Origin of the sequence: Variovorax sp. EBFNA2 (genome assembly GCF_033802765.1) — a bacterium.
GTDB lineage: Bacteria > Pseudomonadota > Gammaproteobacteria > Burkholderiales > Burkholderiaceae_C > Variovorax > Variovorax paradoxus_H.
This window is the reverse complement of the sequence record NZ_CP138496.1, coordinates 422,955-449,063: the sequence shown is the minus strand read 5'-3', so window position 1 is coordinate 449,063 and position 26,109 is coordinate 422,955. Positions and strand designations below refer to the sequence as shown.

The 26,109-nt window shown below is 68.8% G+C and carries 23 protein-coding genes; 12 read left to right on the top strand and 11 right to left on the bottom strand.

All coding sequences use genetic code 11. The annotated features are described in order from the left end of the window. Positions 1–14: 14 nt before the first annotated feature. The 9 genes from RZE79_RS02070 (at position 15) to RZE79_RS02030 (ending at position 11,982) form a co-directional block, all read left to right on the top strand. On the top strand, positions 15–995 hold the full coding sequence (locus RZE79_RS02070; protein ID WP_319358827.1) for an aldo/keto reductase: 981 nt from the start codon (positions 15–17) through the stop codon (positions 993–995). 53 nt (positions 996–1,048) lie between these two features. Next, positions 1,049–1,900 carry an aldolase gene (locus tag RZE79_RS02065; protein ID WP_319358826.1) on the top strand — a complete coding sequence of 284 codons (852 nt, stop codon included), beginning with the start codon at positions 1,049–1,051 and terminating at the stop codon, positions 1,898–1,900. A 212-nt stretch (positions 1,901–2,112) separates the two neighbouring features. After that, positions 2,113–6,834, top strand: coding sequence for an Ig-like domain-containing protein (locus RZE79_RS02060; protein WP_319358825.1), 4,722 nt, complete (start codon positions 2,113–2,115; stop codon positions 6,832–6,834). Between the two features lie 144 nt (positions 6,835–6,978). Beyond that, the gene (gene atpE, locus RZE79_RS02055; protein ID WP_319358824.1) at positions 6,979–7,218 is read left to right on the top strand and encodes a F0F1 ATP synthase subunit C; all 240 of its coding nucleotides are present in this window, start codon (positions 6,979–6,981) and stop codon (positions 7,216–7,218) included. 158 nt (positions 7,219–7,376) lie between these two features. Beyond that, positions 7,377–8,582 (top strand): ABC transporter substrate-binding protein, encoded by a 1,206-nt coding sequence (locus RZE79_RS02050; protein ID WP_319358823.1) that lies wholly within the window; start codon positions 7,377–7,379, stop codon positions 8,580–8,582. A gap of 16 nt (positions 8,583–8,598) precedes the next feature. Then, positions 8,599–9,519: a branched-chain amino acid ABC transporter permease gene (locus RZE79_RS02045; protein WP_056584164.1), complete on the top strand. Its 921-nt coding sequence runs from the start codon at positions 8,599–8,601 to the stop codon at positions 9,517–9,519. Then, positions 9,516–10,505, top strand: a complete 990-nt coding sequence (locus tag RZE79_RS02040) for a branched-chain amino acid ABC transporter permease (RefSeq protein WP_319358822.1) — start codon at positions 9,516–9,518, stop codon at positions 10,503–10,505. The genes RZE79_RS02045 and RZE79_RS02040 overlap by 4 nt, the downstream gene beginning before the upstream one ends. Further along, positions 10,502–11,257 (top strand): ABC transporter ATP-binding protein, encoded by a 756-nt coding sequence (locus tag RZE79_RS02035; protein WP_101493386.1) that lies wholly within the window; start codon positions 10,502–10,504, stop codon positions 11,255–11,257. Before RZE79_RS02040 ends, RZE79_RS02035 begins: the two co-directional genes overlap by 4 nt. After that, positions 11,254–11,982: an ABC transporter ATP-binding protein gene (locus tag RZE79_RS02030; protein ID WP_319358821.1), complete on the top strand. Its 729-nt coding sequence runs from the start codon at positions 11,254–11,256 to the stop codon at positions 11,980–11,982. The genes RZE79_RS02035 and RZE79_RS02030 overlap by 4 nt, the downstream gene beginning before the upstream one ends. Before the next feature lie 18 nt (positions 11,983–12,000). Here RZE79_RS02030 and RZE79_RS02025 read toward each other — a convergent pair whose 3' ends face one another. From RZE79_RS02025 to gtdA, 11 genes are all read right to left on the bottom strand, one after another. Then, positions 12,001–13,458: a SulP family inorganic anion transporter gene (locus RZE79_RS02025; RefSeq protein ID WP_319358820.1), complete on the bottom strand. Its 1,458-nt coding sequence runs from the start codon at positions 13,456–13,458 to the stop codon at positions 12,001–12,003. Positions 13,459–13,683: 225 nt separating this feature from the next. Further along, positions 13,684–14,397 (bottom strand): SDR family oxidoreductase, encoded by a 714-nt coding sequence (locus RZE79_RS02020; RefSeq protein ID WP_319358819.1) that lies wholly within the window; start codon positions 14,395–14,397, stop codon positions 13,684–13,686. A 381-nt stretch (positions 14,398–14,778) separates the two neighbouring features. After that, positions 14,779–15,387: a glutathione S-transferase gene (locus tag RZE79_RS02015; RefSeq protein ID WP_319358818.1), complete on the bottom strand. Its 609-nt coding sequence runs from the start codon at positions 15,385–15,387 to the stop codon at positions 14,779–14,781. Between the two features lie 44 nt (positions 15,388–15,431). Further along, the gene (locus RZE79_RS02010; protein WP_319358817.1) at positions 15,432–16,346 is read right to left on the bottom strand and encodes an acyl-CoA thioesterase II; all 915 of its coding nucleotides are present in this window, start codon (positions 16,344–16,346) and stop codon (positions 15,432–15,434) included. Between the two features lie 95 nt (positions 16,347–16,441). Further along, entirely contained in the window at positions 16,442–17,137 is a 696-nt protein-coding gene (locus RZE79_RS02005) for a hypothetical protein (protein WP_319358816.1), read from the bottom strand. Positions 17,138–17,352: 215 nt separating this feature from the next. Further along, a complete protein-coding gene (locus RZE79_RS02000; protein WP_319358815.1) occupies positions 17,353–18,720 on the bottom strand; it encodes an FAD-dependent oxidoreductase in 1,368 nt (455 codons plus the stop codon). Continuing rightward, the gene (locus RZE79_RS01995) at positions 18,720–19,697 is read right to left on the bottom strand and encodes a tripartite tricarboxylate transporter substrate binding protein (protein ID WP_153281066.1); all 978 of its coding nucleotides are present in this window, start codon (positions 19,695–19,697) and stop codon (positions 18,720–18,722) included. The genes RZE79_RS02000 and RZE79_RS01995 overlap by 1 nt, the downstream gene beginning before the upstream one ends. 87 nt (positions 19,698–19,784) lie before the next feature. Beyond that, the gene (locus tag RZE79_RS01990) at positions 19,785–20,765 is read right to left on the bottom strand and encodes a tripartite tricarboxylate transporter substrate binding protein (protein ID WP_319358814.1); all 981 of its coding nucleotides are present in this window, start codon (positions 20,763–20,765) and stop codon (positions 19,785–19,787) included. A 55-nt stretch (positions 20,766–20,820) separates the two neighbouring features. Next, positions 20,821–22,035, bottom strand: a complete 1,215-nt coding sequence (locus RZE79_RS01985; RefSeq protein ID WP_319358813.1) for a 3-hydroxybenzoate 6-monooxygenase — start codon at positions 22,033–22,035, stop codon at positions 20,821–20,823. Between the two features lie 16 nt (positions 22,036–22,051). Then, positions 22,052–22,756, bottom strand: coding sequence for a fumarylacetoacetate hydrolase family protein (locus tag RZE79_RS01980; protein WP_099794668.1), 705 nt, complete (start codon positions 22,754–22,756; stop codon positions 22,052–22,054). A 72-nt stretch (positions 22,757–22,828) separates the two neighbouring features. Next, positions 22,829–23,923: a gentisate 1,2-dioxygenase gene (gene gtdA / locus RZE79_RS01975; protein WP_319358812.1), complete on the bottom strand. Its 1,095-nt coding sequence runs from the start codon at positions 23,921–23,923 to the stop codon at positions 22,829–22,831. A gap of 130 nt (positions 23,924–24,053) precedes the next feature. Between gtdA and RZE79_RS01970 the strand changes: the two genes are divergently transcribed. The 3 genes from RZE79_RS01970 to RZE79_RS01960 all read left to right on the top strand — a co-directional run bounded on the left by RZE79_RS01970 (position 24,054) and on the right by RZE79_RS01960 (position 26,074). Continuing rightward, positions 24,054–24,950 carry a LysR family transcriptional regulator gene (locus RZE79_RS01970; protein WP_099794666.1) on the top strand — a complete coding sequence of 299 codons (897 nt, stop codon included), beginning with the start codon at positions 24,054–24,056 and terminating at the stop codon, positions 24,948–24,950. Positions 24,951–25,048: 98 nt separating this feature from the next. Next, positions 25,049–25,498: an acyl-CoA thioesterase gene (locus tag RZE79_RS01965; RefSeq protein ID WP_099794665.1), complete on the top strand. Its 450-nt coding sequence runs from the start codon at positions 25,049–25,051 to the stop codon at positions 25,496–25,498. A 93-nt stretch (positions 25,499–25,591) separates the two neighbouring features. Continuing rightward, positions 25,592–26,074: a phasin family protein gene (locus tag RZE79_RS01960; RefSeq protein ID WP_319358811.1), complete on the top strand. Its 483-nt coding sequence runs from the start codon at positions 25,592–25,594 to the stop codon at positions 26,072–26,074. Positions 26,075–26,109: the final 35 nt, after the last annotated feature.

The following is a 26,109-nucleotide window of genomic DNA, read 5'->3' as shown; positions in this document are numbered from 1 at the left end:
GCAGCGCAACACAAATGAAGAAGACCACCCTGGGGCCCTCGGGCATCGAAAGCTCGGCCATCGGCCTGGGCACCTGGGCCATGGGCGGATGGATGTGGGGCGGCGGCGACAACGCAGCCGCCGTGATCGCCATCCAGGCCTCGCTCGATGCGGGCGTGAACCTGATCGACACCGCACCGGCCTACGGCCTGGGCCGTTCCGAGAGCATCGTCGGCACCGCGCTCAAGGGCCGCCGCCACGAGGCCGTGATCGCCACCAAGTGCGGCCTGGTGTGGCACACGCAGCAGGGCACGCACTTCTTCGAGGAAGACGGCCACCCGGTGTACCGCTACCTCGGTCGCGACTCGATCTTCCACGAATGCGAAGAGAGCCTGAAGCGCCTGCAGACCGACTACATCGACCTGTACATCACGCACTGGCAGGACCACACGACGCCCGTGGCCGAGACCATGGACGCACTGCTCTCGCTCAAGAAGCAGGGAAAGATCCGTGCCATCGGCGTGAGCAACGCGACGCCCGAGATTCTTTCGGAGTACCTGACGCACGGCCCGGTCGATGCGGCGCAGGAGCTCTACAGCCTCATCGACCGCGGGATCGAGACCACGCTGGCGCCGCTGTGCGCCGAGCACAACGTGGCGGTGCTGGGCTACTCGTCGCTGGCGCTGGGCCTCTTGGCCGGGCCCATCGACCCTGCGCGCGAGTTCAAGGGCGACGACCAGCGCGCCACCAACCCGCGCTTCAGCGAAGCCAACCGCGCCAAGCTCAAGGCCTTCTTCGACGCGCTGGAGCCGCTGCGCACGCACCTGGGCTGCTCGTTCGGCCAGATGATGATCGCCTGGACCATCGCACGCGGCACCGTCTCGGTGGCGCTGTGCGGCGCGCGCGTGCGCCAGCAGGCGATTGAAAACGCCGGCGCCGGTGCGGTCGTGCTCGACGGCGAAGCGCTGCAGCTCATCGACGCCGCAGCCAAGCGCCACCTGGACGCGCTCGCCTGAGCGACGCGCCATTTCCCTTCCTTCCTTTTTCCTCACCACGGAGTTCTTCCTTCATGTCGAAAGACAAGACCGCGCGGCTCAACCGCCTGCTGCACAACGGCCGCTGCCTGGACATCGCCCTCGACCACGGCGTGTGCAACGAGCCCACCTTCCTCGACGGCCTGGAGGACATGCCCGGCGTGATCGACAAGCTCGTGGCCGCCCGGCCCGATGCGATCCAGCTCAACTACGGGCAGTCCGACCTGCTGCAGAACCGCCCCGGCCGCGAGCGCCCCGCGCTGGTGATGCGCCTGGACATGGGCAACCCCTACAACGCCGTGCACCACCGCGTGATGTGGGCCGTGCTGCAGAACCAGGACGACCCGGTGCTGCCCGCCGTGCAGATGGACGCCGCCTGCGTGGTCGTCAACCTGTTCATGCTGCCCGACGAGCCCGACCTGTTCCGCCAGTGCGTTCAGAACATCGCCCGCGTGCGCGCCGACTGCGACCGCTACGGCATGCCGCTGATGATCGAGCCTCTCGTGATGCAGGCGCCCACCGCTACCAGCCGCTACATGGTGGACGGCGACGCCGAAAAGATCGTCACGCTCACGCGCCTGGCGCGCGAGATGGGCGCCGATATCGTCAAGGCCGACCCCACCACCGACGCCACCGATTTCCACCGCGTGGTGCAGGCCGCGCGCTGCCCCGTGCTCGTGCGCGGCGGCGGACGCGAAGACCTGCAGCAGGTGTTCGCGCGTTCGCGCGTGCTCATGGACCAGGGCGCGGTCGGCATGGTGTACGGCCGCAACGTCTACCAGCACGCCAACCCCTCGGCGGTGGTGAGCGCACTGATGGCCATGATCCACAACGATGCCGGCGCCGAAGCGGCCTGGAACATCTACGAATCGGGCGGCGTGAAATAAGAGCGCCCCGGCGCTGACGCCTTCCACCCGGAAGGCGCCGGCGCCAACCAGCGGGAGAGCAAGACAGAAGAAGAAGCTGGACGGCGGACAACGCATGCGTTGCCCGCCGGGGGCGCGCCTGCGCGTGCGCTTTCCTGCAAGAGAGCCGAGTGACTCGAGAGAACCAAGGACAAGAGGGTTCCCTGCGAACTTCAAACAACCTGGAGGCGACGATGAAGATCCGGTATTTCCTGATGGCGTTCCTGGTGCCGTGCGTCACATTGCTGACGCATGCGGCAATCACCGGGGTCAGTCCGATGACGACCCTCAACAACATGGCCACGGCGGCTGCCGCTGCGGTCGCCGACCCGCTCCCGCTGCAGGGGCCGGGCCTGGGCAACCTCACCTACACCTCGGCGGAACTGTTCAAGCCGGTGTCGATGATCACCAGCCCCAACCACCCGCTCGATCCGGCGCACAGCGACGCCTACGAGTCGCGCGAGGTGCCCGCCACGTTCCCGGGCCGCAAGGACTACGGCATGAACGCCGGCATCATGGTCAACGGCTACTTCCTCACCTCCTTCGCGCCGGACAGCGGCCTCGGCCCCGGCGGCTTCCTGCTGTACGACGTGTCGAACCCGCGCCAGATCCAGCTCGTGAAGAAGATCTACGAGCCCGATGACGCGTCAGGCGGCCGCACCAAGGAGTTCCGCGAAACGCACTCCTTCGGCACCGCGAAGATCGGCGGCAAGACCTACGTGGTGCTGCCCAGCATCAACGGCGTCGAGTTCTGGGACTTCACCGACATCAACGACATCAAGCAGGTGAAGAAGCTGGCACTGCCCGGCGTCAACGCCGGCGACTACGAGAACGTGGCCTGGCAGCTCTGGTGGCAGGCGCCCTACCTGTACGTGGCCTCGGCCGGACGGGGCATGTTCATCGTCGACGCGACCGACCCCGCGAACGCGGTGGTCGCCAACCGCGGCGCGGGCAAACCCAACCCGGTGCCCACCGGCGAACTCGGCGGCTTCCGCCTCGGCCCGATCTTCACGATGGGCAACCACATGGTGCTGACCGCGATGGAAAGCAACGGCGGTTTCGCGAGCCTGGACATCTCCGACCCGCTCAACCCCAAGGTGCTCGATTCGATCGCCGGCGCCACGCCGTTCTATTACGCGACCTGCTTCGACGGCAAGACCGTGCACACCTCCGCGCGCGGCAGCGGCGCCAAGATGTACAGCTACGACCTGAGCGACCGCTCGCGCTTCGTGGCCGAGGACAACCGGCTCGTCATCGACGAACAGCTGTACTGCGCCACGCAGGACCACTACGTCATTCAAGGCGCGCAGACCCGCATCCACAAGGTCGACGTGAGCAACCCGCTCAACCACGTGGAGGTGGGCCGCGGCGGCATCCTGCGCGAGGACGACCCGAACTTCTCGCACTCGGACAACGGCCAGGTCGCGATGTTCGGCAACCTCGTCTTCGTGGGCAACGACCACGGCTCGGGCAGCGGCTTCGTCGTGCACTCGGTCGAGCCCGACACCACCAAGCCGGAAGTGAAGCAGGTCTCGCCTGCCAACGGAGCGAAGCAGCAGGCCCTCACCTCGCGCATCGGCCTGGGCATGACCGACAGCATCCGGCCGGAGAGCGTGAACAGCAACACCTTCATCGTGCGCCCGGTGGGCGGCAACACGCTGGCGGGCACCTACAGCGTGCAGTTGGGCATCGTCAACTTCCATCCCGCGCAGCCGCTGCTGCCGGGCACGAGCTATGAGGTGTTCCTGCCGGCCAACGGCGTGAAGGACTATGCGGGCAACGCCATCGGCGCCGACTACCGCTCCACTTTCAACACCGGCAACGCCAGCGACATCAACCTGATGCACCACTGGCCGCTGACGGGCAACCTGGGCGACCAGATCGGCGCCAACAACGGCACGCCCGCCACCGGCGACGCGTTCGAGAGCATCGGCCTGAACTTCGCGAACCGCACCGCGGGTGTGCCGCTGAAGAACGACACCGTGGCCAGCGCGCTGGGCGGCACCGCGACGCTGAGCTTCTACATGAAGACCACGCAAGCCGGCAGTGCCAACTCGTGGACCGCGCCCGGCATCTTCGGTCGCGACCAGTCGGGCGGCACCGACGACGTGTTCTGGGGCTGGCTGGACAGCGGCGGGCGCATCAAGCTCTCGGTGGGCAATGACGGCGGCACCACCTCCACGGCGGTCGTGAACGACGGCAACTGGCATCACGTCGTGCTCACGCGCGACGCGGCTTCGGGCGCGCAGGCGGTGTACGTCGACGGCGTGAAGACCACCTCGACCGGGCCGACCGGCACCAAGGGCCTGTCGACCAAGTTCCAGGTCATGGGGCAGATCCAGGGCAACACCGCGCTCTTCAAGGGCACGCTGGCCGAGGTGCGCGTGTACGGCCGCGTGCTCGGCCAGACCGAGGTGGACACGCTGCGCGGCCAGGCCATCATCGGCGACCCGGGCCTGGGCGGCGGGCCCAAGCTGGTCAACGGCCAGTTGACCTTCAACCCCGCGACGCTCGGCGCCAGCGGCGTGCAGTTCCGCTGGAACTTCGGCAACGGCACGCAGACGGCCTTCTCGTCGGTACCGAACACCAGCTACACCTACACCACCCCGGGCCACTACACGGTGACCCTGACGGTGAAGGACAGCAGCGGCCGCGAGACCTACTACACCTACAACGTGACCATCATCGCGCCGGTCACCGCGACCGCGCCCACGCACACGACCAACATCGCGGGCGATGCGAGCCGGGTGTACTCGGTGAACCCCGACAGCGGCACGGTGGCCGCCATCGACGCGCAGACACTCGCCAAGCTCTGGGAAGTGCGTGTCGGCGACGAGGCCAAGACGCTGGCTGTCGGCCCCGACGGCCGCATCTGGGTCGCGGTGCAGGGCGAGGACAAGCTGGTGGCACTCAACGCCGCCGACGGCTCGCAGTCGGTGTCGATCCCGCTGGCCTACGGCAGCGGCCCCTACGGCGTGGCCTTCACGCCCAACGGCGCCAAGGGCCTGCTCACGCTGGAAAGCAAGTCGGTGCTCATGAGCTTCGACCCGAGCAACGGCACCACCACCGGCGCGCTGGCACTCGAAGGCGGCGTGCGCGGCATCGCCGTGAGCGCCGACTCGCAGGTGGCCTACGTCACGCGCTTCAAGTCGAAGATGACGGGTGGCCAGCTGCACAAGGTGAACCTGCAGACGCTGACCGCGCTGCAGACCATCCCGCTGCCGGTGGACACCACGACCGTCGACACCGAGAGCCGTGCGCGTGGCGTGGCCAACTACCTGAGCCAGGTGGTGATCTCGCCCGACGGCTCGCGTGCCGTGCTGCCGTCGAAGAAGGACAACATCGTGCGCGGCCGCTTCCGCGATGGCACCGACCTGCCGCACGACCAGACGGTGCGTTCCATCCTGTCGCAGGTGAACCTGCAGGGCGCCGCCGAGGTGTTCTCCGAGCAGATCGACTTCGACGACCGCGCCCCCGCGCGCGCCGCGCTGTACTCGCCCGCCGGCGACTACCTGTTCGTGGCGCAGATGGAAGGCAACCGGGTCGCCATCGTCGACAGCTACACCCGCGCGGTGCGCGGCGAGATCAACGCCAGCAGCGCCCCGCACGGCCTGTACCTCGATGCGGCGCGCAAGCGGTTGTTCGTGAACAACTTCCTGGCGCGCTCGGTGTCGGTGCATGACGTGGCGCAGGTGCTGTCGGCCGAGACCAACGCGGCGATCTTCCTGCAGAACGTGCCCACCGTGGCGCAGGAGCCGATGGCGGCCGCGGCGCTGCGCGGCAAGCAGGTGTTCTACAACGCGGCCGACCGGCGCATGAGCAAGGACAACTACATGTCTTGCGCCAGCTGCCACGCGGACGGCGGCGACGACGGCATGGTGTGGGACTTCACCCAGCGCGGCGAAGGCCTGCGCCGCACCATCAGCCTGCAAGGGCGGCGCGGCACCAGCCACGGCAAGTTGCACTGGACGGCCAACTTCGACGAAGTGCAGGACTTCGAGAACGACATCCGCAACGAGTTCGGCGGCACCGGTTTCCTGAGCAACGCCGACTGGACCGCCACGCAGGCCCCGCTGGGTGCGCCCAAGGCCGGCAGGAACGCGCAGCTGGACGACCTGGCCGTGTACCTGGGTTCGCTCAACAAGTACATGCGCAGCCCGGCCCGCGCCGCGGACGGCAGCCTGAGCGTGGACGCGGTGCGCGGACAGACCGTGTTCACCACGGCCCAGTGCGCCACCTGCCACACGGGTGCCACCTCTCGCGACGGCCTGCGGCACGACGTGGGCACGATCCAGGCCTCGTCGGGCAAGGGCAGCAACCAGCCGCTGGCGGGCGTGGGCTTCGACACGCCGACCCTGTCGGGCACCTGGAACACCACCGCGTTCTTCCACAACGGCCAGGCGGCCACGCTGCAGGACCTGCTCGCAGGCGGCCACGGCAATGCCTCCAGCCTGCCGGCGAACGACGTGGTGGCGCTGCGCGAGTACGTGCGCTCGCAGGACACCGCCCCGGCGGTGGTCACGCGGCTGCGCTCCGACCTCAACCCGACGATGTGCGTGAACATCAAGGCCGCCTCGACCACCAGCGGCGCGACGGCGGTGCAGTGGCCGTGCGGCAACGCGGGCAACGAGAAGTTCACGATGACGCCCGTCACCGGCGGCTACGTGCAGTTCATCGCCGAGCACAGCGGCCTGTGCCTGGCACAGAACGGCACGGCGACCACGAACGCAGCGGTGGTGCAGGTGGCCTGCTCGACGGGCAACACGGCGCAGTGGAGCCTCGTGGGCGGCACGCTGCGCAACCGGGCCTCGGGCTCGTGCCTGGACGTGCCGAACGGCTCGACCACGCAGGACACGGCGCTGATCACCTGGACCTGCAACGGCGGCAACAACCAGAACTGGACGCAGCTGCCGTAAGCCCTCCGCTTCGCGCCTGACGCAAAGCCGGCCGTTTCGACGGCCGGCTTTTTTTCGTCTGGCGCATGACCTCCCGCGTCATGGATTCGATGCACCCGTTCTGGAACAGTGGGTCCATCGATTCATCAACCAGGAGAAAAAACCATGACCGGCTTCAACATCCTCCCGCTCGCCGTTGCCCTGCTGATCGGCGTCGCCGCCCTGGGTTCGTGCCTCGGCATCGCGCTGGTGGGCCAGAAGTTTCTCGAAGGCACGACGCGCCAACCCGAGCTGGTCGACACGCTGCAGACCAAGTTCTTCCTGGTCGCCGGCGTGACCGACGGGGCCTTCATCATCGCGACCGGCATCGGCCTCTGGTTCGCCACGGCCAGCCCGTTTGGTTGACGTTGGCGGAACCCTCCGGCGAGGGCACGGCGCGGCGGAAGCGACACGTTTCACTGGCACCATTCGTGCTAGTACCGTTGACACCGAATTGTTTACGGCTAAAGTATTTAACTATCAACAGTTCAGTTGTCTCAACCCTTCCCTTGCCGGAGAACCCGATGCGCCCCACGTTCCTGAAATCGCCCGCGCTGCCGCGCACCCTGCTCTCGCTGCTGCTGTGCGGCGCTGCCCTCGGCGCCTCGGTGTCGGCCATCGCCGCGCCGGTCAAGGTCGGTTTGGCCCTTGATATTTCGGGGCCTTTCGCGGCTTTGGGTGCCGAGGCGCGCGACGGCTTTTCGCTCGGCATCAAGCAACTGAACGGCAAGCTCGGCGGGCAGGACGTGGAGTTCGTGCAGGCCGACATGGCCGGCAGCCCCGACCAGGCCAAGCAGCTGGTCGACCGCATGATCCAGCGCGACAAGATCGACATCTTCAGCGGCCCCATCGGCTCCAACGTGGCGCTGGCCGTGGGCCCGACGCTGTTCAACGCCAAGGTGCCCTACCTGTCGGCCAACGCCGGCCCGAGCCAGTTTGCCGGCGCGCAGTGCAGCCCCTACTTCTTCGGCACGGCCTACCAGAACGACCAGTTCCACGAAGCGGCCGGCAAGTTCGCACAAGACCGCGCGTTCAAGAAGATCGTGCTCATCGCCCCCAACTACCCGGCCGGCAAGGATGCGCTCGGCGGCTTCAAGCGCCAGTTCAAGGGCCAGGTGGCCGACGAGCTGTACACCAAGCTGGGCCAGATCGACTACGCCGCCGAGCTCGCGCAGCTGCGCGCGGCCAAGCCCGACTCCATTTACTTCTTCCTGCCCGGCGCGATGGGCATCAACTTCATCAAGCAGTTCGTCGGCGCGGGCCTGTCGAAGGACATCACGCTCGTCACCAGCGGCTTCTCGGCCGACGAAGACGTGATCGGCGCCGTGGGCGAGCCCATGCTCGGACTGTTCAACACCTCGCACTGGGCGCACGACCTGGGCAACGCCGCCAACAAGGCCTTCGTGGCTGCGTTCCGCAAGGAATACAACGGCCGCTACCCGTCGGTGTACGCCGCGCAGGCCTATGACGCGATCCTCGCGATGGACGCCGCCGTGAAGCAATCGGGCGGCAACGCGCAGAACCGCGACGCCGTGGTCGCTGCCCTGAAGAAGGCCAACTACGCCTCGACGCGCGGCACCTTCAAGTACGCGAACAACCACTTCCCCATCGAGAACTTCTACCTGCGCGTGATCGGCAAGGACGCGCAAGGCAAGGTGACGAACAAGCTGATCAACACGGTTCTCACCAACTATGGCGACAGCTACGCCGCCAAGTGCAGCATGAAGTGATGCGGCTCGTTTTTCCATGAGCGGCATCCTCGTCCTCGAGCAATTGCTCAACGGCATCGGCTACGGCCTGATGCTCTTTCTTCTGGCGGCGGGCCTCACGCTGGTGTTCGGCATCATGGACGTGCTGAACCTCGCGCACGGCTCGCTGTTCATGGCCGGCGCCTACGTGGCGGCCGAGGCGCACACGCGCACCGGCTCGTTCGCCGCGGCCATCGTGGTCGCGGTGCTCGTCACCGTGGTGGTGGCGCTGCTCATCGAGGTGCTGCTGATGCGCCGCCTCTACAAGCGCGACCACCTGGCGCAGGTGCTCGCCACCTTCGGCGTGATTTTGGTGGCCGACGACATCGTCAAGATGATCTGGGGCCCCTCGCCCATCATGGCGCCCACGCCGGCCGCGCTCTCGGGCCCGGTCGAGCTGATGGACGGCCTGCCCTACCCCTCGTACCGCCTCGTGATCCTCGCGGGCGGCGTGCTGATGGCGCTGGCGCTGTACGTGCTCGTGAACCACACGCGCATCGGCATGCGGGTGCGCGCAGGCGCATCTGACAGGCCGATGGCCGAGCTGATGGGCGTGCGCGTGGGCCGCATCTTCAACGGCGTGTTCCTGCTCGGCGCGGCACTCGCTGCACTGGCCGGTGCGCTCATGGGCCCGATCGTCGCGGTGCAGGTGGGCATGGGCGAAGCCATCCTGATCCCGGCGCTGGTGGTGCTGGTGATCGGCGGCATCGGCTCGGTGCGCGGCGCCTTCGTGGCCGCGCTGCTGGTCGGCGTGGTCGACACCATCGGCCGCGCCTTCGTGCCGATGCTGCTGCGCGCCACGCTGCCGCCCGCCACGGCGGCCGACCTGGGGCCGCTGTTCGCCGAGGTCGCGATGTACGCGCTCATGGTCGTCGTTCTGATCTTCCGGCCCTCCGGCCTTTTCTCGGCCCGCGCATGAAATTCTCGTCACGCACCTTCGGCCTCGGGCTGCTCCTCGTGGCGCTCGCGGCCTTTCCGCTGGTCGCGCCGCTGTTCGGGCTCGACTTCTACATCGGCTTCGTGCGGCGCGTGCTCATCGTCGCGCTGGCTGCCGCGAGCCTGAACTTCATCCTCGGCTTCGGCGGCATGGTGGCGCTCGGGCACGCGGGCTTCATCGGCATGGGCGCCTACACGGTGGTGGCGCTCAGCGACGCCGGCGTGATGTCGGCCTGGCTCCTGTGGCCCATGGCTGCACTGGTGGCCGGCCTCGTCGCTGCGCTGATCGGCACGGTGGCGCTGCGCACGCGCGGCGTGTACTTCATCATGACCACGCTGGCTTTTGCGCAGATGCTGTACTTCGTCGTCGTGTCGCTGCGCAAGTACGGCGGCGACGACGGCTACACGCTCATGTCGCGCCCCACGCTGCTGCCGGGCCTCGACCTGGGCAACGAGTCGACCTTCTACTGGGTGGTGCTCGCGGTGGTCGCGCTCGCGCTGTGGTGGCTGCACCGCGCCACGCAGGCGCGCTTCGGCCATGCGCTGATGGGCATCCGCGACAACGAGACGCGCATGCGCGCGCTGGGCTACCCGGTGTTTCGTCTGCAGCTCGTCGGCTTCGCCATCGCGGGCGCGATCGCCGGTCTGGCCGGCGCGCTGCTGGCCGGCGGCAACGGCTTCGTGAGCCCCGCGACCATGCACTGGACGCAGTCGGCCACGCTGGTGGTGATGGTCGTCATCGGCGGCCTCGGCCGCAGCTGGGGCGGACCGGTGGGCGCCGTGGTCTGGCTGGTGCTCGAGGAAGTGCTCAAGCAACACACCGAACACTGGCACATGCCGCTGGGCCTGCTGCTGATCGCCGTCGCCCTCTGGGCGCCGCGCGGCCTCGCCGCGTTGTCGACGAAACGCCGCACGGTCGCAGCAGCAGCGGCTTCCGCTGCAACTGCCGCAGGGAGCGCCAAGCCATGAGCCTTTTCAGAATCGAAGGGTTGGTCAAGCGCTTCGGCGGCCTGCTGGCGACCGACCATGTGAACCTCACGGTGGAGCGCGGCGAAGTGCACGCGCTCATCGGTCCCAACGGCGCGGGCAAGACCACGCTGGTGAACCTCATCACCGGCCTGCTGGAGGCCGACGCGGGCCGGCTGATGCTCGACGGGCAGGACATCACGGCCTACAAGGACCACCAGCGCGTGGCCGCCGGCATGTCGCGCTGCTTCCAGGTGACGCGCGTGTTCGCCAAAGAAACGGTGCACGACAACCTGATGCTCGCGGCGCAGGCCCATGCGGGCAGCAGCCTGCGTTTTCTCGCGCCGCGTGCCAACGAACGTGCGCTGGTCGACCGTGCCCACGCACTGGCCGACCGCGTGGGCCTGGGCAGCGAGCGCCACCGCATCGCGGGCACGCTGCCGCACGGCGCGCAGCGCGCGCTCGACGTGGCACTGGCGCTGGCCGCCGAACCCAAGCTGCTGCTGCTCGACGAGCCGATGGCCGGCATGGGGCCCGACGAGTCGGCGCGCATGGTCGACCTGATCGAATCGCTGCGTGAATCGATGGCCATCCTGCTCATCGAGCACGACATGGACGCCGTGTTCCGCCTCGCCAACCGCCTCACGGTGCTGGTACAGGGCAAGGTGCTCATGAGCGGCACGGCCGACGAAGTGCGGGGCCATCCCGACGTACAGGCCGTGTACCTCGGAACCGAAGCGGAAGGACACGCATGAGCACGACGACCACGACCACCGCCCTGCTCGAGGCCACCGCCATCGAAGCCGGCTACGGCGCCAGCCAGGTGCTGTTCGGCATCGACGTGCGCGTCGGTGCCGGCGAAGTGATGGCGCTGCTGGGCCGCAACGGCATGGGCAAGAGCACGCTGCTGAAGGTGCTGACCGGCACGATCGCGCCGATGCGCGGCGGCGTGAATTTCTGCGGTGCGGCCATCGGCGGCCACCGGCCCGACGCCATCGCGCGGCGCGGCATGGCCATCGTGCCCGAGGGGCGCCACGTGTTCCCCAACCTCAGCGTGGACGAGCACCTGCGCGCCTTCGCACGGCCCCGGCCCGGCAGCGCGCCGCGCTGGACCGTCGAGGCGCTGTACAAGCTCTTTCCGCGCCTGTCGGAACGCAAGGCCAACGCGGGCAACCAGCTCTCGGGCGGCGAGCAGCAGATGCTGGCCATTGCGCGCGCGCTGTCGACGCACCCGCGCCTGCTGATCCTCGACGAAGCCACCGAAGGCCTGGCCCCGGTGATCCGCGAGGAGATCTGGCACTGCATTGCCACGCTCAAGTCCGAAGGCGAAGCGATCCTGGTGGTCGACAAGTACGTGCAGCGCCTGCTGCCGCTGGCCGACCGCCACATGATCCTCGAGCGCGGGCGCGTGGTGTGGCAGGGCGACTCGGCGGCGCTCGACGCCGACCGGTCGCTGTGGACGCGCTACCTGGGCGTCTGAACGCGGGCCGCGTTCGTTTTATTCGGGCGCGGCGTCGAGTTTCAGGATGAGGTCGCGGCTCGCCTGATTGAGGCCGACGACCTCCACCACGCTGCCGTGCTTGCGCAGCCGCTCGACCACCTTGGTCAGTGCGGCCACGGAGGTGACGTCCCAGAAGTGCGCCTGCGTCACGTCGATGCGCACCGGTGCACTGTCGATCTCGCGCACGTCGAAGGCATCGACCAGCATGTCGGCCGAGGCGAAGAACACCTGGCCCGTCACGCGGTAGACGCGTGTGCCGCCTTCTTCCACTTCGGCCTGCACCTGCAGCAGCCGCGCGACCTTGAAGGTGAAGAACACGCCGCTGAGCATCACGCCGACGGCCACGCCCGCGGCGAGGTTGTCGGTGGCGACGGTGACAGCCACCGTGGCGAGCATCACGGCGCTCGACATGCGCGGGTGCCGCACCAGCGTGCGCAGCGAGCCCCAGTCGAAGGTCGAGGCCGACACCATCACCATGATCGCGACCAGCGCCGCCACCGGCACCTGCGACACCCAGGGCTTGAGCAGCACCATGAGGATCAGCAGGAAGACACCGGCGAACAGCGTCGACAGCCGCCCGCGTCCGCCGTAGCGCACGTTGCTCACGGTCTGGCCGATCATTCCGCAGCCCGCGATGCCGCCGAAGCAGCTGGCCGCGACGTTGGCGATGCCCAGGCCGCTGCACTCGCGGTTCTTCGAGCTCGGCGTGTCGGTGAGTTCGTCGACCACGCTCGCGGTCATCATCGATTCGAGCAGGCCGACCATCGCGATCGCGAAGGCCGGCAGCGCGATGATGCGCAGCGTCTCCAGCGTGAGCGGCACCGAGGGGAACGCGAATGTGGGCAGCGCATCGGGCAGATGGCCGAGGTCGGCCACGGTCTTGAGCGGCAGGCCGAGCCACTGGCCCACCAGCGTCACGACCACGATACACACCAGCGGCGACGGCACTGCGGTCGTCAGGCGCGGCAGCAGGTAGATGATGGCCAGCCCGAGCCCGACCATGGCCCAGGTCGCGGTGTTGGCGCCGATGAAGTGCGGCATCTGCGCCGCGAAGATCAGGATGGCGAGTGCATTGACGAAGCCGGTGCGCACCGACGACGACACGAAGCGCATCAGCACGCCGAGCCGCAGCAGGCCGAACACGATCTGCATCGCGCCCGCGAGCACGCCCGCGGCCAGCAGGTACGTCAGGCCATGCGCATGCACCAGCGGCGCGGCCACCAGCGCCACCGAGCCGGCCGCGGCCGACACCATGGCCGGCCGGCCGCCGGTGAAGGCGATCACGAGGCCGATGACAAAAGAAGCAAAGAGGCCGACCGCCGGGTCCACGCCAGCGACGAAGGAAAAGGCGATGACCTCGGGAATGAGCGCGAAGGTGGCGACGGCGCCCGCCATCAGCTCGCGGGGAATGCTCGGGCACCACTCGGTGCGCAGGCGACTGTGGGTAGAAGACATGGGAAGCGGCAACAGTCCGCAGGCGCCGCGGGGCGCCGCGATGCGGAACAGGAAAAGAAAAGGAGGCCGGCGTGCGGCCTCCGTGCGGATGGCAACGGCCGTGAGCCGCCGCGCTTCACGCCGCCCGCGTCAGGGAGGCGTCGGCCGCGAGCAGCCCGACTGCCGGCGGCGGATGGGGAAGCGGGGCATCCGGGAACACATGGGCGCCGATTGTAGGGAGCGCCGTCAGACGGACCGCGTGATGCCGCCGTCCACGCGCAGGTTCTGCCCCGTGATGTAGCCCGCGCCCTCGGAGGCGAGGAAGCCGATGGTGGCGGCGATCTCGGCGCTGCGGCCGTAGCGGCCCATGGGGATGCGTTCGCGGAACACGTCCTTCTCGGGCAGGCTGTCGATGAAGCCCGGCAGCACGTTGTTCATGCGCACGTTGTGCTTGGCGTACTGGTCGGCGAAGAGCTTGGTGAAGGCCGCGAGGCCGGCGCGGAACACGCCCGAAGTCGGGAACACCGGGTCGGGCTCGAAGGCCGCGAAGGTCGAGATGTTGATGATCGCGCCGCCGCCCTGCTTCACCATGTGCGGCGCCACGAGGCGCGCGGGGCGCACGGCGCTCAGGAAGTAGACGTCCATGCCGCGGTGCCAGTCGTCGTCGCTGATCTCCAGGATCGGCGCGCGCGGGCCGTGGCCGGCGCTGTTCACGAGCACGTCGATGCGGCCCCATTCGGCGATGACCTTGTCGACGAGGCGCTGGATGTCGTCGTTCGACTGGTTGGAGCCCGTGACGCCGATGCCGCCGAGTTCCTGCGCCAGCGCTTCGCCCTTGCCCGACGAGGACAGGATGGCCACGCGAAAGCCGTCGTCCGCGAGCTTGCGGGCCGCGGCGGCGCCCATGCCGCTGCCGCCGGCGGTGACGATGGCTACTTTTTGGGGGGTGTCTGAAGGCATGCGGGCTCCTTGGGTTCGTGTATTCGAAGCACGCATTGTGGCGAGGGCGCTGTGGGTTGGGGCGCGCTCGGGGAAGTGCTTTGTGGGGGTTGCTTTCGGGGCGCGATTGTTCAGGGCGCGGGCACAGGCCACCGGGTACTTCCCTCCGCGAATGTCCCCCGGGCTTCGCCCTCCTCCTTGATTTCGCTGCGGGAAGCACCCAGTGTCCTGCGCCCGCTGGACGCTGTCGTTGTGCGGGTCGATCAATCACCGCACTGCCCAACGCTCACGGCGATGGGGTGCCTTGCGCAGCGAAATCAAGGGGGAGCCCGAAGGGCGGAGGACATTCGCGGAGCAAGGTACCGCGTCGGCGGGGGCGTCGCCCTGAACTGCAGCAGCGGATCAGACCGTCGGCAACGTGGCCTGCATCGACGGCCGCTGGTTGAACGCCGCGAACCACTTCGCGCTGTTCGGCGCCTGGGCGCGCCAGTCCACCGAGGGAAAGCGGAAGTCCATGTAGCCCAGCGCGCAGCCGAAGGCGATGGTGCCGATGTCGACGCGCTCGCCGAACGACGGCGCCGCCGCTTCGAGCCATTCGAGGCCGGTGCGCACCTTGTCGAGCTGGCCGTCGGTCCAGTCGGTCCAGCGCAGCGCCTCGGGGCGCAGCATGGTCTCGTAGCGCGCGAGCAGCGCGGCGCCGGTCATGCCGTCGGCCAATGACAGCTCGGTCAGGCGCTCCCAGCGCGCAGGCCCGGTGGCCGGGAACAGGCTGCCAGCGTGTGTCGTATCGAGGTACTCGCAGATCACGCGGCTGTCGAACAGCACCTGGCCGTCGTCGGTGAGGAAGGTCGGCACCTGGCCCAGCGGGTTGTTCGGCAGGATGCTGGCGTCGCGCTTCACCGGGCCGGCGGCGCTGGGCAGCTTCTCGATGCGATCGGCCACGCCCAGCTCGTGGGCCACGACCATGCACTTGCGCACGAAGGGAGACGCGGGAGAGAAGAAGATCTTCATGGTCGGAGCGATCGAGCGAGTGAGTGAAGGAAAGCGGAGGACGTTCAGCCCGTGATCGGCGTGCGCGGCGATCCCGGCTTGCGGATGCGCAGCATCCCCTCTTGCGCCGCCGACGCCACGAGCCGGCCGTCCCGCGTGTAGATGCTGCCGCGGCACAGGCCGCGCGCGCCGCCCGCGCTGGGCGAGTCGACCACGTAGAGCAGCCAGTCGTCCAGACGGAAATCGCGGTGGAACCACATCGCGTGGTCCAGGCTGGCGGGGCGCACCTGGCCGCTCATGAAGCTCAGGCCGTGCGGCAGCATCGCGGCGCGCAGCAGGCCGTGGTCGGAGGCGTAGGCCAGCAGCGCGCGGTGCACCGTCAGGTCGTCGGGCAGCGGCGCGATGGCACGCATCCAGATGGCGCTCTGGTTCTCGGTGGGGCGCACTTCGGGCCGCAGCAGGTCTTCGGGGTCGACGCGCCGGTACTCGATGCCGTGCGGCTGGATGGCCTTGGAGCGCCAGGGTTCGGGCAGGCGGTCGCCGAGCGCGATGCGCTGGTCGAGCTCGCTGCTCAGGTCGTCGGGGCCTTCGACCGCGGGCATGGCGAACTGGTGCTCGACGCCCTCGTCCACGGTCTGGAACGAGGCCGACATCTCGAAAATGATGCGGTCCTGCTGGCGCGCCACGACGTGGCGCGTGGTGAAACTGCGGCCGTCGCGCACGCGGTCGACGCTGTATTCGATGGGCGCGTGCTCGCCGGGCAGCAGGAAGTAGGCGTGCATCGAATGCACGGGGCGCTCGGCGCCCACCGTGAGGCTGGCGGCCATGAGCGACTGGCCGAGCACCTGGCCGCCGAAGACGGCGGGCGTGCCGATGTCCTCGCTCTGGGCCAGGAAGCGGTCGCCGCCCAGCGGTTCGAGCTGCATGAGGGCGACGAGGTCGGCAACGAGGCGGGCGGCAAGGGCGGGTTCGGGGGTCATCGGGGGGAGATTTCCGGGCAAAAAAAGCAGCCCTCGACGATAGCAAAGGCCGGGCCCGCGCGCTGTCGCGGCCCGGTCAGCAGCGCCCGGCGGGCCTACTTGAAGAAGCAGAGGTCCAGCATCAGGCGCAGGCTGCAGCCGTAATCCGTGCCCCCATCGACCATGCGCACCGGCACGCCGCCCAGCAGCATCGCGCCGTCGGCGCCGTACACCAGCGGCGAACGCTCGGCCTGGCTGAACGCGCCGCTGAGCGTTTCCTGCTCGACGTACTTCAAGTACTGGCGCCGCGAAAAATCGACCGTGTCGGCCGACTTCAGCGCCACCGCCGCATAACGCTTGCCGTAGACGGTGCCGAAGTAGCGCAGCACCGGGCCGGTGCGGTCGCCGTACTTCACCTCGGCCTTGGCAAAGCCGGTCTGCACGAGAAAGTTGCGGTCTTCGGGCGTCAGGTCGGCGTCGAAGGCCATCAGCACGTACTGGCCTTCGAAGCTCTGGTTGCGCGCCACTTTCAGTTCGCCGATGAGCGCGGGCGTGACCTTGGTGCGGCCGTCCCAGCGCAGCAACGCGGCCACGGACGGGTCGCCGTCGAACACGTAGTGGTACTTGTCGCCGGCGATGGCGACCTTGCGGCCGTCCTTGGCTGCGACGAAGCTCAGCACGCGGTCCTTGCCGTGGACGGGGTCGCCCTCGGGGGGGCTGGCGCAGCCCACCTGCAGCAGGCCGAAGGCGGCGCAGGCCAGCGCCAGGAAGAGCCGACGCGCAGGGGTCGACAGCGAAGAAGAAAGAGGCACGGTGTGTCCGGGGTTCGAGTTCATCCAGCCCCGGACTCTAGCGCCGCGCCGCCCTCAGAAGGTGTGAATGAATCCGGCGTGGCCGAGCAGCCTGCCCAGGCGCGCCCCCTCAAGGCGCAAAGCGCAGCCATAGCCGAGCTATGGCGAGCATTTGCAACGCCGAGGGGGCGTGTCTGGGCGGGATGAGCGGGCATGGCGGATTCGTTCACACCTTCTTAACGGTCGAGGTCGACGCCATCGGCCGCCAGCTTTTTCTGCAGCGCCGCCACGTCGATCGCCGCAAAGCGTCCGCTGCCCAGCGAGGCCGCCGCGGTGCCGGCCGCCTGCCCCATCACGAAGCAGCCGCCGCTGGCGCGCGCGGCCGACTGGCCTTCGTGCGTCATCGAGGCGCAGCGTCCGGCCACCAGCAGGTTGTCGACCGTCTGCGGCACCAGCATGCGCCACGGCAGGTGGTTGTAGGCGTTGGCTTCGTCGCGCGGGAAGGCCCACTCGATGCGGCCGTCGGCGTGCATTTCCATCGGCCAGGCGTTCAGGCCGATGGTGTCGTCGAAGGTGGCCGAGCCGAGGATGTCTTCGCGGCCCAGCGCGTACAGGCCCTGGATGCGCCGCGTCTCGCGGATGCCGACCTGCGGCGCGATCTCCACGATGGCCGACGGCGCAAAGCCCGGCACTTCGGCCTGCAAAAACTTGAAGTACGCGGCAATCTGGCGCCGGCCTTCGAGTTCGCCGTCGCTGAGCTCGCGCGCATCGATGCCGTTCATCGCGCCGCCGGCGGCGTTGCGGATCTGCGTGACGTTGGCGCGCCATTCGCGCGGGTCCTTGTTGGGCCGCAGGATCGCGCCTTCGCGCGGAAAGCTGTACTTGCCCGGATGCTGCTGCTCGGCGCGCGCCATGAAGTCGTTGATGGCCGAGAACTCGCCCACCGCTTCCAGCGCGGCCGGCGCGTCGACCTGGCCGATGCGGAACATGGTGGTCGGGAACAGCCCGCTGCCGTGGCCGTCGCCCACTTCGAAGGGCACGCCCGCGAAGGCCGCCACGTCGGCGTCGCCGCTGGCGTCGATGAAGGCATTGGCGCGGATCGCCTGGCGGCCCGACTTGGTCTCGACCACCAGCGCGCTGATGCGCGCGCCGTCGTGCAGCACGGCCGCGGCGTACGCGTGGAACAGCATCTGCACGCCGGCCGATTCCAGCAACTGGTCGGCGGCCAGCTTGTAGGCCGAGGTGTCGTACGAGCGCACGCAGATGCGCCCGCCCATGCCGTTCTGCGGCGCGTTCATGCCGTTGAAGCCGGCGATGCGGTCGATGAGGTCGTCGACCACGCCGCGCACCAGCTGCGTCATCTCGCCGCGGCGCTTGCCGTACAGGCCCGCGAAGTTGGTCACGCCGCCCGCGGTGCCCATGCCGCCGAGAAAACCGTAGCGCTCCACCAGCAGCGTGCGCGCACCGTGGCGCGCGGCGCTCACGGCGGCGGCAATGCCGGCGGGGCCGCCGCCGACCACGACCACGTCGAAGTCGCCGAACACCGGCAGCGCGCGCGCCGGTTCGTTCAGGGTGTGTGGTTGCTGCGCGGTGGTCGTCGTCATCACTGGATCTTGATGCCGCGGGTGGAAATGATCTTGCTCATGATGGCCGCCTCTTCCTTCACGCGCGTGCGCATGCCGTCCGGCGAGGTGCCCACGGCCTGCCAGCCTTGCTCGAAGAGCTTGCGGCGCACGTCGGGGTCTTTCATGACGATCTCGATCTCGCGGCTGATGCGGGCCTGCGCGGTCTTCGACAGGTTGGCCGGGCCGAGCAGCGCGACCCACACCTCGAGGCTGAAGTCTTTCACGCCGGCTTCGGCCAGCGGGGCGATCTCGGGCACCAGCGCGCTGCGCCCGCCCGTGAGGCCCACGGCCTTGAGCTTGCCGGCGCGGATCTGCGGCATGGCCACGCCCGGCGGGATCAGGCCCATCTGCACCTGGTCGCCCAGCATGGCGGTGACGACCTGCGGGTTGCCCTGGTAGGGCACGTGCTCCGGCTTGAAGCCGTTCACGCGGCTCTTGAGCAGTTCCATGCCCAGGTGGCCGACCGAGCCCACGCCCACCGAGCCGTAGTTCCACTTGTCGCCGGCCTGGCGCGCAGCGTCGAAGAAGGCGGTGCCCGAGGGCAGGCTGTTCTGTGCCACGAGCACCAGCGGCGCGGTGGCGATCAGCGACAGGTACGTGAAGTCTTTCGCCGGGTCGTACGGCAGCTTGGGGTACAGCATCTTCGACGACGTGAGGTTGCCGTTGATGACGATGCCCAGCGTGTGGTCGTCGGTGGCCTTGGCCACCTGGTCGGCCGCGATGTTGCCCGAGGCGCCGGCCTTGTTGTCCACCACGACCGGCTGGCCCAGCGCGCGGGACAGCGGCTCGGCGATGGTGCGCGCCGCGATGTCGGGCGTCGATCCGCCCGGGAAACCCACCAGCAGGCGGATCGGCTTGGTCGGCCACGCGGGGGTGTCGGCGCTGGCGGACAGCGGCAACGCCGCGGTGGCGGCCAGGCCGCAGGCGATCAGGAGGGCTCTCTTGGTGGCGTGCATGGGAAAAAAACAGTCAAAAAGGTGAACAAATATGCAAAGAGAGGCAGCTTAACTGGCGCGCCGAGCCCAGGGCAAGGCGCGCGCTCGTCAGTCGAGGCTGATGTTGCCCCGGCGCACCAGCTCGCCGTACACCTTCGACTTGGCCTCGGCGTTGCGCTCGATTTCCTCGGGCGACCAGGCCAGCGGCTCGAAGGCGAAGGTGTCGAAGCGGGCGCGGATGTCGGGGTCGGCGATGACCTTGGCCACGTCGGTGTTGATCTTGGCCTTCACGGCCGCCGACACGCCCTTGGGCGCCAGCAGCGACACGAAGGAGTTGACCTCCAGCGAGGCCGGGCCGCCGGCCTCGGCCATGGTCGGCACGTCGGGCATCTGCGGGATGCGCTTGGGCGCGGCCACGGCGATGTAGCGCAGCTTGCCGGCCTTGTAGATGCCCTGGCTCGACGGAATGCTCGCGAAAGCCCACGGCACCTCGCCGGTGCCGACGTTGGAGTACAGCTGCGACACCTCGCGGTACGGCGCGTGCCGCATGCGGATGCCCGTGAGCGCCTCGAGCTGCTGCGCGCCCAGGTGGCCCGGGCTGCCGACGCCCCACGAGCCGTAGACGATGCCTTCGGGGTTGGCCTTGGCGGCGGCGATCAGGTCGCCCATGGTCTTCCACTTCGACTCGGTGCCCACGGCCACGAAGAAGGGCGTGCGAAACAGCGAGGCGACCGGGTCGAAGTGCTGCAAGGTCACGAAGTTGCGCGACTTGTACAGGTGCGGCAGCGCGGCGATGTGCTCGCTGTCCAGCTGCAGCAGCGTGTAGCCGTCGGGCGCGACGCGGCGCGCCTGGTCGATGGCGATGAAGCCGCCGCCACCGGGCCGGTTGTCGACCACCACGCGCTGGTTCCACAGGCGCGAGAGCTTGTCGGACACGAGCCGCAGCACCGCGTCAGGGCCGCTGCCGGCCGCGAACGGGGTGATCAGCGTCACCGGCTTGCTCGGGTAGTCGCTGCCCTGCGCCCATGCGCCGGAGGCGGCGGTCAGGGCGAGGACGGCGGTCGTCAGCAATGCGCGCGGAAAGTTCATGGGTTGTCTCCTGGGCCTTCGGCCTCGTGGGTGGGGATATCGCAGAAAAACCGTGTCAGCGCGGCGCAGATGCGTCGCCCAGGCAGTGCTCGGGCCGCCAGGCGTACAGCCATTCGACCGCATCGTAGAAGCGTTCGGGCGTGCGCCCGGTCCACAGGCTGTTGCGCACGAGGCGCTCGACGCCCTGGGCGTGGTACAGGCGCCCCATCTCGCGCACCGACAGCACGACGCGCGCGCAGCGTGCGATGCGGGCCTGCTCGTAGCGCTGGAAGGCGGCGGTCATGTCGAAGTCGCAGGCCTTCACGGCCTCGCCGAGCGTCACGGCGTCTTCGAGCGCCATGCAGGCGCCCTGAGCGAGGTACTGCATCATGGGATGCGCCGCATCGCCGAGCAGCGTGGCGGGGCCGTCGCTCCAGCGCTCGACGGGGTCGCGGTCGGCGGTGCTCCAGCGGCGCCACGAGGTCGGGCGGTCGAGCAGCTGGCGCGGGCGCGCATGCACGCCTTCGAAGTACGACAGCACCTCTTCCTTGCTGCCATCGGTGACACCCCACTCTTCTTCTTCACGGCTGTGGAAGGTGACCACCAGGTTGTACTGCTCGCCATGGCGCAGCGGGTAGTGCACGAGGTGGCAATTGGGGCCGGCCCAGACCACGGGTGCGTTCCATTGCAGGTCGGCGGGCATGTCGGCCGCGGGCACCACGGCACGGTAGACCACGTGGCCCGACACGCGCGGCGCGTCGCCGATGAGCTTCGCGCGCACCACCGACTTCACGCCGTCGCAGCCGACGATGGCATCGGCCTGGAAACGGCGGCCATCGCGCGTGACGGCGGTGACGCCGTGCGCGCCGGTGTCGATCGCCTCGACCTGCGCCGAGGTGTGGAAGCGGATCAGCGGATGCTGCTTCACGGCCTCGTGGATCGCGCCGTGCAGGTCGGCGCGGTGGCTCACCGCATACGGATTGCCGAAGCGCGCGCGGAAGGCCTCGCCGACAGGCACCGAGGCCACCTCCGTGCAGTCGACCGCGTCCATCATCACGAGCCGGTCGGTGAACACCGAGCTGCGGCGCACGGCCTCGCCCACGCCGAGCGCGTCGAGTGCCGCAAAGGCGTTGGGGCCGAGCTGCAGGCCGGCACCGATCTCGCCGATGACGGCGCTCTGTTCGAGCAGGTCGATGGCCACGCCCAGGCGTGCGAGCGCGAGCGCGGCGGCCATGCCGCCGATGCCGCCGCCGACGAGCAGCACGGAGGGAGGGTTCTTCGAGGGAGTCATGCGCAGGCCAGGAAACTCAGTCGATTCGAACCGTGAGCGACGGCAGGCGCTCGATGCTGACCTTGATCGTCTGGCCCGGCTTCACCGCGCCCACGCCTTCGGGCGTGCCCGTGAAGATCAGGTCACCGGGCTGCAGCGCGAACAGCGTCGAGAGGTTGGCGATAACTTCGTTCACCGACCAGATCAGGTGCGTGATGTCGCTGTTCTGGCGCACCTGGCCGTCGACCTCGAGCGTGATGGCGCCGGCGTTGATCTCGCCCACGTCGGCCAGCGTGCGCAGCGGCGCGATGGGGGCCGAGAAGTCGAAGGCCTTGCCGATCTCCCACGGGCGGCCGGCTTCGCGCATCTTCATCTGCAGGTCGCGGCGCGTCATGTCCAGGCCCACGGCGTAGCTGTGGATGTGGCTGGCGGCCTGGTCGACCGGGATGTCCTTGCCGCCCTTGCCGATGGCGACCACCAGCTCGGCTTCGTAGTGGTAGTTGCTCGTGAGCGAGGGGTACGGCACGGCGCCTGTGGCGCCTTCGGCCACGGGCACGACCGAGGCGTCGTCGTTGGGCTTGCAGAAGAAGAACGGCGGTTCGCGGTCGGGGTCGAAGCCCATCTCACGCGCATGCGCCGCGTAGTTGCGGCCGACACAGTAGACGCGGCGCACGGGGAACTGCTTGTCGGAGCCGACGATGGGCAGGCCGACGATGGAAGGGGGCGTGAAGACGAAGGACATGGAAGCTCCTGCCGCAGGGGACGGCACAGGGTCAGACAAAGACGAAAGAAGAAAAGGAAGGTCGCCGCGCCCTCAGGCGTCTTCGAGGAAGGCTTCGCGCAGGATGCCCATGGCCTGCTGCACAGGGCGATCGGAAAAACTGAAGAGCACGGTGTCTTCCTTCGGCGACGACAGGCGCAGCGGCGCCCACGAGGGCACGACGAAGGTGTCGCGCGGGCCGAAGTCGAAGCGCTGGCCGGCAATCTCGGCCGTGCCGTGCCCCTCGACCACGCTGTAGACGGTGCCGTCGGTGGCGCGGTGCGTCCGGCCCGCGAAGCCCTTCGGCAGCAGCTGCAGCTGGGTCGAGATGGTCGGCATCGGCGAACCGCCCGTCAGCGGGTTGATGTAGCGCAGCTTGTGGCCGAGCCACGCGTCGGGCGCTTCCTGCTTCTGCAGTTGCGCCAGCGCCTCGCGGCTGCGCAGGTAGGGGTAGTTGAAGATCGGCGAGGTGGCCGAGGTGTGGTCGTGCCGCACCGGCACCATGTTGTGGCCGAAGCGCGCGAGGCTGTGGCCTTCGGGCCGCGCCACGTGCTGCACCTTGGCGTCGTCGTTCTCGGCAAAGCCGGCGTCGAAGAAGCGCAGCATCGGGATGTCGAGGCCGTCGAGCCACACCACCGGCTCGGTCACGCCTTCGATGCCTTCGTTGCCATGGTCGTGCCAGGCCCACGAGGGCGTGATGATGAAGTCGCCCGGGTGCATGGTCGTGCGCTCGCCGCCCACGGTGGTGTAGGCGCCCTTGCCGTCCACGATGAAGCGCAGCGCCGACTGCACATGGCGGTGCGACGGCGCCACCTCGCCCGGCATGATGAGCTGCAGGCCGGCGTAGATCGACTGCGTGATCGACGCGTTGCCGGGCAGCGCCGGGTTCTCGAGCACCAGCACGCGGCGCACGGCCTCTTCGGCGGTGATGAGATCGGCCGACTCCATGAGCAGCGGCCGTATCTCGTCGTAGCGCCACAGCGCGGGCACGCAGGGGCTTCTGGGCTCGCGCGGCACGAGCACGTGCAGCGACTCCCACAGCGGCGAGAGGTTGAGCGGGCGGATGCGGGCGTAGTAGTCGCGGCGCTCGGCCAGGTTGGCCGGTGCACCAGCGGCACTGGAAGGGGCACTGGAAGAAGCGGGGTTCATGGGTCGGTGTCTCCGTTGGCGGCATTGTTGTCCCGGCCCACTATTTGCTCAAGACCGTGTGCCAATACACGGAATTCGAAATTTCGATAATGGTGTCTTTCGCCTTCAAGGCTCTGCCCAGCCTCACCCCATGTCCAAGCTCGATCTCGAATGGCTCGCCGTGTTCGACGAGGTCTACAAGACCGGCAACGTCACCAAGGCCGCCGAGCGGCTGGGCATGGCGCAGGCAGCGGCCAGCACGGCGCTGAACAAGCTGCGCGCGCACTTCGACGACCGCCTGTTCACCCGCACCGCGCAGGGCATGCAGCCCACGCCGCACGCCGAGCGCATCTACCCGAACCTGCGCGAGGCGCTGGCGCAGCTCGCGCAGGCCCAGGGCAACCGCAGCAGCTTCGAGCCGGCGCACGCGCAGCGGCGCTTTCGCATCTGCATGACCGACATCAGCGAGGTGGTGCTGCTGCCCGGCCTGCTGGACCACCTGCGGCATGCGGCGCCGGGCGTGCACATCGAGACCGAGATCATCTCCACCCACAGCGGCCGCCGGCTGCAGGACGGCGACGTCGACCTGGCCGTGGGCTTCATGCCGCAGCTGGACGCGGGCTTCTACCAGCAGGTGCTGTTCATGCAGAACTTCGTCTGCCTGGCGGCGCAGAACCATCCGCGCATCGGCGCCAAGCTCACGCGCAAGCGCTTCGAGGAAGAAGCGCACGCGGTCGTGTCCAGCTCGGGCACGGGGCACGCCATCGTCGACACCACCATCGCGCGCCTGGGCCTGAAGCGCAACGTGGTGGTGCGGCTGTCGAGCTTTCTGAGCGTGGCGCGCATCGTGGCCCACACCGAGCTGATCGTGGTGGTGCCGCGCATCCTGGGCAACGTGCTGGCCACGCAGGAGCCGGTGAAGGTGCTGGCGCCGCCTTTCACGCTGCCGGCCTACGCGGTCAAGCAGCACTGGCACGAGCGCTTTCATGCCGACCCGGGCAATGCCTGGCTGCGCCGCACGCTGGCGCAGCTGTTCAGCGGCAGCTGAGCGCCTGCGGCAAGGCGACGGGCGGATGTCTGGAGGCGTCCGGGCGCTCGCATAATCGCGGCTCCCCACCCACTGCCCACAGAGAAAAGGCGCCCCCCATGTCTTCCATCACCCTCCGGTTTCTGGCCGAACCCAGCACCGTCAACTTCGGCGGCAAGGTCCACGGCGGCACGGTCATGAAGTGGATCGACGAGGCCGGCTACGCCTGCGCCACCAGCTGGGCCAAGCGCTACTGCGTCACCGCCTTCATCGGCAGCATCCGCTTTCACCGGCCGATCATGATCGGCGACCTGGTCGAGGTCGAGGCTCGCCTGGCCTACACCGGCACCACCAGCATGAACATCTCGGTCGAGGTGCGCAGCGGCGACATGAAGGGCGGCGTGATGGAAAAGACCACCGAATGCCTGATCGTCTTCGTCTCGGTCGATTCGCACGGCCGGCCGCTGCCGGTGCAGCCCTTCATTCCCGGCACGCCCGGCGAAATGGCGCTGGCCGAGCGCGCCAAGTCGCACCTCGATGCCAGCCGCGCCGCCGGCGGCACGCCCTGATCCTTGGCGCAGGGATAGGCGGCGCGCCCTAACCACGGGGCGCGCGGGCGGCTAGAGTCATGCGATTCGATTGCATCCCAAGGAACACACCGCATGGCCACCTCCAGAGACGACAGCAGCAGCAGCGACGACAAGACCGACCGCATCAAGGACTCGGCCCAGCAGATCTGGCTCGCCGGCCTCGGCGCCTTCGCCAAGATGCAGCAAGAGGGCAGCAAGGCCTTCGAAGCGCTGGTCAAGGACGGCGCCGGCATGCAGAAGAAGACCCAGCAAGCCGCCGAGGAAACGCTGGCCCAGGCCCAGCAGCGCATGGCCGGCTTCGCCAGCGAGTTCGGCACCAAGGCCGCCGGCCAGTGGGGCAAGCTCGAGAACATCTTCGAAGAACGCGTGGCGCGCGCGCTCGAAAAACTCGGCGTGCCCTCGGCCGCCGACGTGGCCGCGCTGCAGGCCCGCATCGAGGCGCTCGAAGCCCAGCTCAAGCAGCGCGACGCCAAGACCTCGCCCGTGCGCGCCTCGCGCAAGGCCGCGCCCGCCCCGGCCGCCAAGAAGACCCTGCGCCGCACCAAGGCCGGCTGACATCGTTCCGTAATTGCGGCACTGCACAAAAATTA